The following is a 12,760-nucleotide window of genomic DNA, read 5'->3' on the forward strand; positions in this document are numbered from 1 at the left end:
TGTACCTCTCTGTAAAAAAAATTTAGATGCTCGATTTATGTCGAAAAATTTGTTATGATACTAACGTTGTTTAATTTTTTTATTTAGAAAGGGTTTGTTGAAATGAGCAATTTAAACGTTGCAAGAATGATCGACCACACAGCATTAAAAGCTGAAACTTCAAAGAAAGAAATCTTAACTCTTTGTGAGGAAGCTAAAAAATATAATTTCTTTTCTGTTTGTGTTAATCCAACTTGGGTTTATACAGCATTCGAACAATTAAAAGGTTCAGATGTAGCGGTTTGTACTGTAATTGGTTTTCCATTAGGTGCAAACACTCCAGAAGTAAAAGCGTTCGAAACGAAGAATGCGATTGAAAATGGTGCTACTGAAGTTGATATGGTTATTAACATTGGGGCTTTAAAAGATGGAAACTATGAGCTAGTTGAACAAGATGTTCGTGCTGTTGTTGAAGCAGCTAAAGGTAAAGCACTTACTAAAATCATTATTGAAACGTGTCTTTTAACGGATGAAGAAAAAGTAAAAGCATGTGAAATTGCTGTAAAAGCTGGAATTGATTTTGTTAAAACTTCAACAGGATTCTCTACTGGTGGAGCAACTGTAGAAGATATCAAATTAATGCGTAAAACTGTTGGACCAAATATTGGTGTAAAAGCATCTGGAGCAGTTAGAGACCGTGAGACAGCTTTAGCTATGATCGAAGCTGGTGCGACTCGTATTGGTGCTAGTGCAGGAATCGCAATTGTTGAAGGCGGAACATCCACTTCAGACTATTAATATCTGTTTTTGAATAATTACCTGCTCTCTCCGACCAACTTGTTTAAATTGAGTTGACCGTATTGCAAGGATATATTATAATGGCAAAAGATATGTGACGCATCTTTACTTTATGTAAGGGTGGTCTGGAGGGAGGGAAATACAAATGGCAGAAACACGTATTCGCAAGAATGAATCCATTGATGATGCTCTTCGTCGTTTTAAAAGATCCGTTTCCAAAGATGGAACATTGGCTGAAGTTAAAAAGCGCAAGCATTATGAAAAGCCAAGCGTAAAGCGTAAGAAGAAGGCTGAGGCAGCAAGAAAGCGTAAGTTCTAAGCGGGGTGTAAGTTAGTAATATGAGTCTTCTTAATGAATTAAATCAAGATATGAAACAAGCGATGAAGGACAAGAACAAGCAGAAGCTTTCTGTAATTCGCATGCTTAAGGCATCACTTCAAAATGAGGCAATCAAGCAAGGGCGTGAATTAAACGAGGAAGAAGAGCTTACCGTTCTTGTACGCGAAATGAAACAAAGAAAAGACTCCCTCCAAGAATTCGAAAAAGCTGGCCGCGATGATTTAGTCGCTGGACTTCAAGATGAAATTGCTGTTCTTACGCCATATTTACCAAAACAGCTCACAGAAGAAGAACTTCACGAAATCGTTGCTCAAACCATTTCTGAAATAGGTGCTGCTTCAAAAGCTGATATGGGTAAAGTTATGGGGGCTCTCATGCCTAAAGTTAAAGGGAAAGCCGATGGCGGACTCGTTAATCGTATTGTTCAGCAACAACTATCATAATTGAAATGACAAACGCTCTGTATTTATACAGGGCGTTTTCTTATTTTTTGAAACTTTTTTCCACAAATTAACGTAAAATAGAGTGGAGGGGGTGTTAGTTTGTGAAAAGGATTCGACTGCTCATCTATATGCTTTGTCTGATCTGGGGAATATATGGAGTGCTTTCAACTTCACAAGTATTCTCAGCAGGTAAAGGAAAGACGGTTACTTTCATACCTGTAGAACATGAAGTAGAAAGAGGTCTTGAAGCTTTTTTAGATCGAAGTATCCAAAAGGCAAAAAAAGATGGAACGGATCATATCGTTCTAGAGATCTATACTCCTGGTGGCCGAGTAGACGCAGCATTACATATTGCAAAAGTCATGAGAGAATCAGAAATTCCAATCACAGCTTACGTGGTTAAAAATGCTTTTTCAGCAGGAGCGTATATCGCCTTAAATGCCGACCAAATTGTTATGAAGCCATCTACAACAATTGGATCTGCCGCTGTGATCGATAGCCAAGGAAATACCGCTGGACAAAAAGCAGAGTCTGCTTGGAAAGCGGAAATGCTCGCAGCAGCAGAGCTGAATGAGAGGACTCCCATATATGCTGAGGCGATGGTAGACCCAGACGTTGAGATTCCTGAACTTGGCTTAGAAAAAGGTGAGTTGCTTACTCTAACAGCCAGTGAAGCATTAAAAGTAGGATATGCAGAAAAAATTGCAGAAGATCGTCAAGAACTGCTAGCACATCTGAATTTGGAGGATGCTAAGATTTTAGAGTCTAATCCTACTTTCGCGGATAAGATAGCACGTTTTGTTACAAATCCTGTTGTCGTGCCTATTCTTTTATCTTTAGGAAGCTTAGGTCTTGTATTAGAGCTCTATACACCTGGTTTTGGAATTGCAGGTTCTATCGGTGCATTATCATTATTGCTATTTTTTTACGGTCATATGATAGCCGGTCTTGCCGGTTGGGAAGCAATTATTTTATTTGGTGTTGGACTGATCTTACTGATCCTAGAGTTGTTTCTACCAGGTGGTATTATCGGTATACTGGGGGTGTTGGCCGTGTTAACAGGATTGATCATGGCAGGTGGATCATTAACAGGAATCTTAATCGCCATTGCAATTGCGATTGTTGTTACAATCATTGGATCTTACTTCTTCTTACGATCATTTGGTTATAACGGTTCTTTAAAAAAACTCGTACTATTTGATTCAACGAGCTCTGAAAAAGGTTATCTATCTCACAAAGAACGAGTTGATTTAACAGGCAGGATTGGCGTAACAGCGACAACATTACGCCCTTCTGGCAGTTTAAAGCTTGATGATGAGTTCTTAGATGTAGTGACTGAAGGATCGTATATTGAAAAAGGCACGACTGTAAAAATCATTAAAGTTTCTGGTGGACGTGTTGTAGTAAGAGCTATTGAAAAAAATAATGAATAAATAACGAATGGAGAGTGTGTAGATGTTAGAATTCGGATCGATCGCCAGCATTGTAGTTATAGGGTTGATTGTAATCGCATTAGCTGTATTATTTACGTTTGTGCCCGTCATGTTATGGATTTCTGCATTAGCGGCAGGAGTAAGAGTAGGGATATTTACTTTGGTCGGGATGAGATTAAGAAGAGTTATTCCAAACCGTGTAGTTAATCCATTGATTAAAGCGGTAAAAGCAGGGTTAGATTTAAGTACGAACCAGCTTGAAAGTCATTACCTAGCTGGAGGGAATGTTGACAGAGTAGTAAATGCGTTGATTGCAGCGCATCGAGCAAATATAGAACTAAGCTTTGAGAGAGCAGCAGCTATTGATCTTGCGGGACGTGATGTACTCGAAGCCGTTCAAATGAGTGTAAACCCTAAAGTAATTGAAACACCTTTTATTGCGGGTGTAGCATTAGATGGGATTGAAGTGAAAGCAAAAGCCAGAATTACCGTTCGTGCGAATATCGATCGTCTAGTCGGTGGAGCTGGTGAAGAAACGATAATCGCCCGTGTTGGTGAAGGGATTGTTAGTACGATCGGTTCTTCAGCGACACACAAAAAAGTGCTTGAAAATCCAGATCTGATCTCACAGACCGTTTTATCAAAAGGATTAGATGCTGGAACGGCTTTTGAGATTCTGTCCATTGATATTGCAGACATCGATATTGGCAAGAACATAGGAGCGGAACTTCAAACAGATCAAGCGATGGCGGATAAAAATATCGCTCAGGCAAAAGCAGAAGAAAGACGTGCGATGGCGGTAGCTAAAGAGCAAGAGATGAAGGCAAAAGTACAAGAGATGCGAGCAAAAGTTGTAGAAGCAGAAGCAGAGGTTCCAATGGCATTAGCAGAAGCTCTTCGTTCTGGTAACATGGGTTTTATGGACTATATGAACATGAAGAACATAATGGCGGACACGACGATGCGTGAATCGATCAGTAAATCATCAAACCCTGATAAAGAGAATGATGATAAAGGACGGAAGTTGTAAGTATGAATATTATAGAAGCGATTATTGAACTCTTACTAGCAAATATCGCTTTTGTTATTCTGATCGCAGGCGGCTTGTATAGTGTCTTTAAACGCCAAAAAGAAATGAAGGAAACAAAACGTGCGGAACCTAATCGACGGAATAGAGAAAATCCAAAACAAACCGTTTCTCCTTTCGGTTTGCCAGCTGAACCTACAGCCAACGAAATGAAAAAAGCGGAAAAGGCGATTGAAATAGGAACAGCGAAAATGGCTGACAAAGTATATGAACGCCGAACCAATCAACGTCAGGTTAAACAGGCAGAAAAAGTCTCTAACCGATACCAAGATAAAGAAGATAAAATTATGAACGATTTTAAAGTAGATCAACAAGAATTGCAAAAAGCAGTCATATGGTCAGAGATTCTTTCAAAGCCTAAAGCGTTGCAAAAGCGTTCTTAAAGAAAGAGATACTTGTATTTAGAGTGATAGTTTCCCCCCTTCTCTCATAAAAATGGAGAGAGGGGGTTTTTTTATGGGCAAATTGCGGCAGCAAGTGAATAAATGGATGATGCAAAACCTTGAGCTACCAGCAGATGTAGTGATGGATCTACCCCGGATCACGATGATCGGACAGCTGCACATATATATTGAGAACCATAGAGGAGTTAAAGCGTTCTCGAATGAACAACTCACACTCAAGCTAAAACAAGGCATGCTTCATATAAAAGGAAGCGAGTTTGTTATTAAAACGATCTTACCGGAAGAAATCTTATTAGAAGGTACGATCGCTTCTGTCGACTTCGAAAACGAATAAGACTTTATTGCACAGGGAGGGAAAAGATGAAAACGAAATGGAACCATTTGAAAGGATATGTAAGGGTAGAGATTATTGGACAAGATTCTAGTTCATTTATCAATACGTGTATTCAATCTGGTATTAGCATATGGGATATCCAGCCTCTTGATAACAACCGTGCACTCGTCTCCATATCTGTCACAGATGTACAAAAAGCAAGAGGGATCTTAAAAGAAAACAAGTTGAAGATTAGGATTAAAGAAAAGAAAGGGACGCCTTTTCTTCTAAAAAGAATGTGGAAGAGAAACGGTTTTATCCTTGGTATGCTATCGTTTATCTTTTTATTATTTTTATTATCTAATATGATTTGGAATATAAATGTTACGGGGGCAAATCCTAAGACAGAATACGAGTTAAGAAAAGCAGCAGTAGAACTTGGAGTAACAAAAGGTAAATTTATTTTCTTGTTGCCGAATGTTAGAGAGATACAGCGAGATCTAACAGAGAAGATGGATAACGTTACTTGGATCGGTGTCACTCAGCATGGTACTTCTTATCGGTTTGAAGTGGTGGAAAAAGAGATTCCAGAAGCTAAGCAAGTTACAGGGCCGAGGCATCTTGTTGCCACAAAGGAGGCTGTTATTCATTCCGTATTCGTTGAAAAGGGACAACCTATTGTAGGTGTTAACGACTATGTCAAAAAAGGATCTTTATTAGTCTCAGGTCTGATCGGAAAAGAAAAAAAGCCGCAGCTTGTAAGTGCGAAAGGTGAAATTTGGGGAGAAGTCTGGTATCAAACAGAAGTTGAAGTACCATTAAATACTTCCTTTCAAACCTACACCGGTAAATATAAAAACAGGCATTATGTTTCACTCTTTGGACTGAATGTTCCTGTATACGGTTTTTCAGAAGGAGAATTTAAAGATAAAACGGAAACACTAAATGAATCACCTCTTTATCTAGCCAAATGGAAAATGCCGTTTTCTTATATAAAAAAAGAGATCAGGGAAACAGATGGAGTAAAACGTTCTTATTCAAAAGCCGAAGCAATTGAAGTAGGAAAAAAGATGGCGAAGAAGGAACTTTCAAAAAAATTGCCAGAAGACGCAAAAATTAATGGTGAAAAAGTTTGGCAACAAAACGTCTCGAATGGTAAAGTTAAACTAACGATGCTCTACCAAGTAATTGAAAATATTGCATCTGCACAACCTATACCTATCCAACAAGGAGAATGAGTAGTTTGTCAGAAACGAAAAGACTTAATTCATTACAACTCGAAAATACGACAGAAGCAGCTTCGCTTTTTGGCCCTAATGATGCTTTCTTAAAGGTGATTGAAGACAAGCTTAACGTAAGTATAGTCACTAGAGGAGAAGACATCTTAGTATCAGGTGAACTGAATAAAGCAGAAATGGTTGAAGAGACTTTGTTTGTTCTGCTGAAGTTGGTGCGAAAAGGTATCAAGATTTCAGAAAGAGACATAGTTTATGCTGTTCAGCTTGCAGAAAAAAATATGCTGGATGAATTAAGTGAGCTTTATGAAGAGGATATTGCGGTTACTGCCAAAGGAAAACCAATTCGTGTAAAAACGCTAGGACAGCGTCATTATGTGCAGTCCATGAGAAAGCGCGACCTCGTATTTGGTATCGGTCCTGCTGGTACAGGGAAAACCTATCTTGCGGTTGTTATGGCCGTCAATGCTTTAAAAGAAGGCAAGATGAAAAAGATCGTGCTTACTCGTCCAGCTGTTGAAGCGGGTGAGAGTTTAGGATTTCTCCCAGGCGATCTTAAAGAAAAAGTAGATCCTTATCTGCGTCCTCTCTACGATGCTCTACATGACCTTCTAGGGGCTGAGCATACAGAAAGGCTAATCGAGCGAGGTACGATTGAAATTGCTCCGCTGGCGTACATGAGAGGCCGTACACTTGATGAAAGCTTTGTCATTCTAGATGAGGCTCAAAATACTACACCAGAACAGATGAAGATGTTTATAACGCGTCTTGGTTTTGGATCGAAGATGGTCATCACAGGTGATCTTACTCAAATAGATCTTCCTCGTGGAAAAGAATCGGGATTAAAAGTAACTGAAAAAAGGCTTGAAAGCGTTAAAGGCATCGATTTTATATACTTAAAACAATTGGATGTAGTTCGTCATCCACTTGTTCAGCGAATTATTGAAGCATATGAAACATACGAAGACTAAGGACTCCATCCATTTTGGAGTCTTTTTTCTTTGCCTGAAAGGATGATCCTCAGTCTCGTTTTTTGTATGTATAGCGGGTTTTAGTGGCAAATTGAATAAATAAACCAATTAATTAAGCTTTTCTTATTGAGAAGTACCATAATTGACCAACTTTTGCTAAGATTAGAATAGGATGTACAGTTTAAGGAGTGGTAGCGTTTGGCCAATTTCAGGCATCTTTTGTCTAATTACTTTCGTTTGAGTGTAGCAACAGTATCGTTTATAGTAATGGGAATCATTCTATTTTCCCTTTTAGTCAGCAACGTAACTCCTAATGTAGTGGATGTTAACGTTTATGAGCGTTCACCACGGGACATTCAATCACCTATCACAATCCCGTTAGAAGATCAGACAGAAGCCAGAAAGAAGCTCGCTGAAGAAAGTATTAAAAATGAGTATACGTTTAATAAAGACCTCGCTTTAATACAGGCAGAAGAATTGGATGACTTACTTGATATCGTGATAACCATTAACGAATCTGAAGAAAAAAAGAAAAAAGAAGATGAGGCTACTCTTTCTTTAGATCAGAAAGTCATCCAATTAAAAGATTCAATCAATAAATCTGATATATCTGATGAAACGTATATAGCACTCGCTGAAGCCAGTAAAGCGGAATTAACCAATGTGAAGAATTTAGCTCCTGATGTAGTGAACAGAGTTTTATCAGAGCCTATCATGGTCGAAGAAGTGGAAGAAGCAAGAAGCGAAGCTATTCAATTAATACGCGATAACAATCTACCTTATTCTCTTCGAAATGCAACTGAAGAAATTACGAGAAGTTTTATCATCGCCAACAGAACGTTAGATACAGAGAAAACACGTCAAAAACGTAAAGAAGCGAGCGACAAAGTAGAAGAAGTTGTAATTCGAGAAGGAGAAGTTCTCGTTAAAAGCGGGGCAGTAATCACGCCTGAAATCTTTGATAGACTCAAAAAGGTTGGATTATTAGATCAGGAAATGAAAACGTATCCTTATTACGGATTATTCCTTTTTGTATTGATCGTGATGGCTGGTTTATATTATTTTATGAAAGAAGAGCGTGAGAAAGAGCATTTTCGTAAGTATGTAACCATCTATGCTCTCCTGTTCACCTTAACACTCGTTGTGATGAAAGTATTGAGTGTTAGTACAGAACTTGGTCTAATGAGTCTCATGTATGCTGTCCCTGTCGCGGCAGGAGCGATGATGATCAAGATGTTGTTTAATGAAGAGCTTGCAGTCGTGTCTACGATTATCTTTGCGTTTAGTGCAGCATTGATATTTAACGAACAAACAGCTGGTAATTTTAATTTCATAATGAGTATGTATGTTTTATTTAACGGCATTTCAGGAATCGTATTTTTAGGAAAGACACAACAACGTTCGAAAATCTTGCAAGCTGGATTTTTTGTTTCTTTTATAGCCATCCTAACAGTAGCGAGTGTGTTATTGCTGCAAAACGGAAAATTCACTTCTCTGCAGATTGGGCTAGATCTTGGTTGTGCAGCCATTTCAGGTTTTGTTTCAGCTGTGTTAACACTAGGACTTCTTCCGGTCATAGAATCATCGTTTAACATTTTATCTGTGACAAAGTTAATCGAGCTCTCGAATCCTAACCACCCAATTTTAAGAAAAGTGCTCATGGAAGCACCTGGGACGTATCACCATAGCATCATGGTCGCCAACCTTTCAGAAGCGGCATGCGAGTCTATTGGTGCTAACGGTTTACTAGCTAGAGTTGGTTCTTATTACCACGACGTCGGGAAAACAAAACGGCCGCATTTTTTTATTGAAAATCAGATGAATATGGACAACCCGCATGATAAGATAGCACCACAGTTAAGTAAGACCATCATTACGGCACACCCATATGATGGGGCTGACATGCTCCGGGCAGAAAAGATTCCAAAAGAGATTATTGATATCGCTGAACAGCACCATGGAACGACCCTGCTAAAATTCTTTTATCATAAAGCAGCTCAGCTAACAGATAAGGAAGTAGCAGAATCGGACTTCCGATATCCTGGACCAAAAGCTCAAACGAAAGAAGTTGCAATCATCGGGATCTCTGATGCTGTAGAAGCGGCAGTTCGATCGTTGACGAAACCAACACCTGTTAAAATTGATGGGATCATTCGAAAAATTATTAATGACAGGCTAGAAGATGGTCAGTTCGATGAATGTGATATCACGCTAAAAGAATTAGACATCGTTGCAAAAACACTTACAGAAACGTTAAAAGGAATTTTTCATTCCAGAATTGAGTATCCAGAAGAAACAAAAAAGGTGGAAAAACAATGATGCTACATGTAGAGTATTTAAACGAGATTGACGAAAACAGCTCCGAATTTCAAGAGTTATTAAGTAACGTTCTTGAAAAAGCGGCAGAGATGGAAGAGACAGGGCAAGCGGAAGTATCAGTAACAATCGTGACGAAAGAACGAATTCAAGAAATAAACAATGAGTACAGACAAAAAGATAGTGTAACGGATGTTATTTCTTTTGCTATGGAAGAAATGGGTGAAGATGAGACAGAGATCATCGGTGGAGAAGAGACGAGGTTCTTAGGTGATATCATCATCTGTCTTGATGTTGCGAAGGAACAAGCGGCAGAATACGGACACTCACTTGAAAGAGAAATGGGCTTTCTTGCCGTTCACGGCTTCTTGCATTTATTAGGCTATGACCATATGAACGATGAAGATGAAAAAAGAATGTTTGGAAGACAAGAAGAAATTTTGGAGCAATATGGTCTGAAGAGATGATCGCTTGGAAAAAGTTGTTCTCAAGTTTTGTTTTTGCTTTTACAGGAATAATCGCAACCTTTAAATCGGAACAAAATTTTAGAATCCACACCTTTGTGAGTGTAATCGTGATTATTTTCGCGATTGCACTTGATTTTTCTAAAGAGAGATTCGTCCTTTTATTTATTGTAATCGGCATTGTACTATCGCTTGAGCTTGTAAATACAGCGATAGAGAGCACGATCGATCTCATAACAGAGAAAAAACATCCCCTCGCGAAGAAGGCAAAAGACGCAGCAGCAGGTGCAGTTTTGGTTTTTTCAATATTTGCTGTTATAATCGGTATACTGCTATTTATTGAACCACTGATAGATAGTATGAAGCTATATTTGTTAAGAAGGTGAAAGAGTAATGAATAAAGAACAATTGATGGATCAAGCGAAACTCGCACGTGAAAAGGCTTACGTACCTTACTCTAAGTTTCAAGTAGGTGCAGCTCTACTAACGGTTGAAGGTAAAGTATATAACGGAGCGAATATTGAGAACGCCGCGTACAGCTTAACGTGCTGTGCCGAACGTACGGCATTATTTAAAGCGTATACAGAAGGTGACACGAAGTTCAGCGCGATCGCTGTTGTAGCAGATACGAAGCGTCCTGTACCTCCTTGTGGAGCATGCCGACAAGTTATCTCTGAGTTATGTCCGCCTGAAATGCCTGTTTATTTAACGAACCTTAAAGGTGATGTACAGGAGATCTTAGTAAAAGATTTATTGCCTGGTGCATTCTCACCGGAGGACCTAAATGATTAAAGAAGGCTATAAATCAGGTTTTGTAACGATTATCGGCAGACCTAACGTAGGGAAATCCACACTTTTAAACAAAGTGATCGGACAGAAAATCGCCATAATGAGTGACAAGCCTCAAACAACAAGAAATAAGATTCAAGCGGTTTATACAACTGATGAATCTCAAGTCATCTTTATTGATACGCCAGGTATTCATAAACCTAAGCATAAGCTAGGCGATTTTATGACAAGAACGGCTCAGCAAACTTTAAATGAAGTCGACCTTATCCTGTTTGTTATTAATGCAGAAGAAGGTTATGGCCGTGGTGACCAGTTCATTATCGACAGACTTCAAAATGTGAAAAATCCTGTCTTTTTAGTCATAAATAAAATCGATAAAGTACATCCTGATCAATTATTGCCGTTGATTGATATGTATAGAAATAAGCTAGACGTTGCTGAAGTTGTTCCGATTTCTGCTCTTAATGGAAACAATGTGGACACACTTCTTGAACAGATCGTTTCCTACATGGAAGAAGGGCCGCAATTTTACCCTGAAGACCAGGTAACCGATCATCCGGAGCGATTTATAACAGCAGAATTAATTCGCGAGAAAGTTCTTCATTTGACACGCGAAGAAATTCCACACTCCGTAGCAGTAGTCATAGAGGAGATGAAAGAACGCGAAGAAAAGAACGTTGTGTTTGTAAACGCAACGATCATTGTAGAACGTTCGTCTCAAAAAGGAATCATCATCGGTAAACAAGGAAAGATGCTAAAAGAGATCGGAAAAAGAGCAAGAGCAGACATTGAAACTCTCTTAGGCTCACGTGTCTTCTTAGAATTGTACGTAAAAGTACAAAACGACTGGAGAAACCGCCAAAAGCAGCTAACCGAGTTCGGTTTTAATGAGGATGAGTATTAAACAGCAGTTACTTTAAATGGGTTTGTAGTTCGTCTTTGAATAGTTGTTTGGAGTGAAAGGTGCGAGACTCCTGGGGGATGAGTGTGACAGGTGAGACACCTTAGGGCGGCTTAGGGCGCAAAGCGTCAAGGTGGCTCACCGCACGCCCCCCGGAAAGCGAGTACCTGAAACGGAAAACAACCACTTACAAGAATGCCCCACTGCGAAAACTCAAAAGTATAAAACTGTTAAAATTTCCTTGACATGAAATAAACAATTAAGGTGAACCTAGTTATTACAGGAGAAAAACAAATAGAAAGGTGTGTCCAAACATGAAAGAATTTACTTGGAAAGTATTCTGTGAAACGGGCAGTATTGATACCTATTTGTTATACAAAGAGCTAGACCTTGAAATAACAGCATTATCAGCAGTTATTCCTTACGAAGAGTCTCTTGAGGAACCTCCATTTCATTAAAAAGTAACTACGGTGCCTTCTTAGATTTGAGAGGGTGGTGATTTACCTTGCTTTATAAAGTGGAAGGAATCGTCATTAAAACCGTTCCGTATGGTGAATCCAATACGATCATTACTTTGTATACAAAAGAATTTGGGAAAGTAGGCGTAATGGCAAGAGGAGCCAAAAAGCCCAAAAGCCGCTTTACTTCCATTACGCAGCTTTTTACATACGGAATTTTTGTTTTTCAAAAAGGCAGAGGGCTTGGAACTTTACAGCAAGGTGAGGCGCTGTCCTCTTTCAGAAAAATAGGAGAAGATCTAGTTAAGACAGCTTATGCAGCTTACTTAGTAGAACTATTAGATAGAAACACATCTGAGGATGATCTGAAACCAGACCTTTTCGGATGGATCAAACAATCCTTAGAATATATCAATCATGGTATTGATCCCGAAGTTATCACTTTTTTATTTGAAATAAAAATAATGAAAACAAGTGGAATCGTACCTGAACTGAGTAAATGTGTTTCATGTCACTCAACAGAAGGCGATTTTTCTTTCTCGATTAGAGAAGGAGGTTTTCTTTGTGAAAGGTGTTCATACAAAGATCCTTACAGGATGCGAATCTCAAGGGGTTCGGTAAAGCTGCTTCATATGTTTTATCACTTGGATCTTGCAAGGCTTGGAAATGTCTCCTTAAAAAAGGAAACGAAGAGAGAGCTTCGAATGTTATTTGACGCCTACATGGACGAATACTCAGGGGTATTTCTAAAATCAAAGAAGTTTCTGAAACAATTAGATGATTTATCGTGAAAAACTGTGAAGCTTTTATTCTTTACAGTTTTTTTAGT

General features: G+C 38.8%; 16 protein-coding genes. All 16 read left to right on the forward strand.

Going from position 1 to position 12,760, the window contains the following annotated elements; all coding sequences use genetic code 11:
• Positions 1-102 precede the first annotated feature (102 nt).
• Positions 103-777, forward strand: coding sequence for a deoxyribose-phosphate aldolase (gene deoC / locus IHV11_RS04485; protein ID WP_197133218.1), 675 nt, complete (start codon positions 103-105; stop codon positions 775-777).
• 145 nt (positions 778-922) lie between these two features.
• The gene (gene rpsU, locus IHV11_RS04490; RefSeq protein ID WP_066237650.1) at positions 923-1,096 is read left to right on the forward strand and encodes a 30S ribosomal protein S21; all 174 of its coding nucleotides are present in this window, start codon (positions 923-925) and stop codon (positions 1,094-1,096) included.
• A 20-nt stretch (positions 1,097-1,116) separates the two neighbouring features.
• The gene (locus tag IHV11_RS04495) at positions 1,117-1,560 is read left to right on the forward strand and encodes a GatB/YqeY domain-containing protein (protein ID WP_197193816.1); all 444 of its coding nucleotides are present in this window, start codon (positions 1,117-1,119) and stop codon (positions 1,558-1,560) included.
• Positions 1,561-1,661: 101 nt separating this feature from the next.
• The gene (locus IHV11_RS04500) at positions 1,662-2,993 is read left to right on the forward strand and encodes an NfeD family protein (protein WP_312035222.1); all 1,332 of its coding nucleotides are present in this window, start codon (positions 1,662-1,664) and stop codon (positions 2,991-2,993) included.
• A gap of 22 nt (positions 2,994-3,015) precedes the next feature.
• On the forward strand, positions 3,016-4,023 hold the full coding sequence (gene floA / locus IHV11_RS04505) for a flotillin-like protein FloA (RefSeq protein ID WP_197133214.1): 1,008 nt from the start codon (positions 3,016-3,018) through the stop codon (positions 4,021-4,023).
• A gap of 2 nt (positions 4,024-4,025) precedes the next feature.
• Entirely contained in the window at positions 4,026-4,463 is a 438-nt protein-coding gene (locus tag IHV11_RS04510) for a hypothetical protein (RefSeq protein WP_197191447.1), read from the forward strand.
• 73 nt (positions 4,464-4,536) lie between these two features.
• Entirely contained in the window at positions 4,537-4,818 is a 282-nt protein-coding gene (gene yqfC, locus IHV11_RS04515) for a sporulation protein YqfC (RefSeq protein ID WP_197133196.1), read from the forward strand.
• A gap of 26 nt (positions 4,819-4,844) precedes the next feature.
• Positions 4,845-6,035 carry a sporulation protein YqfD gene (gene yqfD / locus IHV11_RS04520; protein WP_197191448.1) on the forward strand — a complete coding sequence of 397 codons (1,191 nt, stop codon included), beginning with the start codon at positions 4,845-4,847 and terminating at the stop codon, positions 6,033-6,035.
• A 5-nt stretch (positions 6,036-6,040) separates the two neighbouring features.
• The gene (locus IHV11_RS04525) at positions 6,041-7,003 is read left to right on the forward strand and encodes a PhoH family protein (protein ID WP_144698989.1); all 963 of its coding nucleotides are present in this window, start codon (positions 6,041-6,043) and stop codon (positions 7,001-7,003) included.
• A gap of 198 nt (positions 7,004-7,201) precedes the next feature.
• On the forward strand, positions 7,202-9,322 hold the full coding sequence (locus IHV11_RS04530) for an HD family phosphohydrolase (RefSeq protein ID WP_197193817.1): 2,121 nt from the start codon (positions 7,202-7,204) through the stop codon (positions 9,320-9,322).
• Positions 9,319-9,786 carry an rRNA maturation RNase YbeY gene (gene ybeY, locus IHV11_RS04535; RefSeq protein ID WP_197191450.1) on the forward strand — a complete coding sequence of 156 codons (468 nt, stop codon included), beginning with the start codon at positions 9,319-9,321 and terminating at the stop codon, positions 9,784-9,786. The genes IHV11_RS04530 and ybeY overlap by 4 nt, the downstream gene beginning before the upstream one ends.
• On the forward strand, positions 9,783-10,169 hold the full coding sequence (locus IHV11_RS04540; protein WP_197133186.1) for a diacylglycerol kinase family protein: 387 nt from the start codon (positions 9,783-9,785) through the stop codon (positions 10,167-10,169). Before ybeY ends, IHV11_RS04540 begins: the two co-directional genes overlap by 4 nt.
• A gap of 7 nt (positions 10,170-10,176) precedes the next feature.
• The gene (locus IHV11_RS04545) at positions 10,177-10,575 is read left to right on the forward strand and encodes a cytidine deaminase (RefSeq protein WP_197133184.1); all 399 of its coding nucleotides are present in this window, start codon (positions 10,177-10,179) and stop codon (positions 10,573-10,575) included.
• Positions 10,568-11,476: a GTPase Era gene (gene era / locus IHV11_RS04550; protein ID WP_197133182.1), complete on the forward strand. Its 909-nt coding sequence runs from the start codon at positions 10,568-10,570 to the stop codon at positions 11,474-11,476. Before IHV11_RS04545 ends, era begins: the two co-directional genes overlap by 8 nt.
• A gap of 311 nt (positions 11,477-11,787) precedes the next feature.
• On the forward strand, positions 11,788-11,931 hold the full coding sequence (locus IHV11_RS04555; RefSeq protein ID WP_197133180.1) for a YqzL family protein: 144 nt from the start codon (positions 11,788-11,790) through the stop codon (positions 11,929-11,931).
• Positions 11,932-11,978: 47 nt separating this feature from the next.
• Positions 11,979-12,722 carry a DNA repair protein RecO gene (recO, locus tag IHV11_RS04560; RefSeq protein ID WP_197193818.1) on the forward strand — a complete coding sequence of 248 codons (744 nt, stop codon included), beginning with the start codon at positions 11,979-11,981 and terminating at the stop codon, positions 12,720-12,722.
• Positions 12,723-12,760: the final 38 nt, after the last annotated feature.

It is taken from the genome of Fictibacillus sp. 26RED30, from assembly GCF_015903845.1.
In the GTDB taxonomy this organism is placed as follows: Bacteria; Bacillota; Bacilli; order Bacillales; family Fictibacillaceae; genus Fictibacillus; species Fictibacillus phosphorivorans.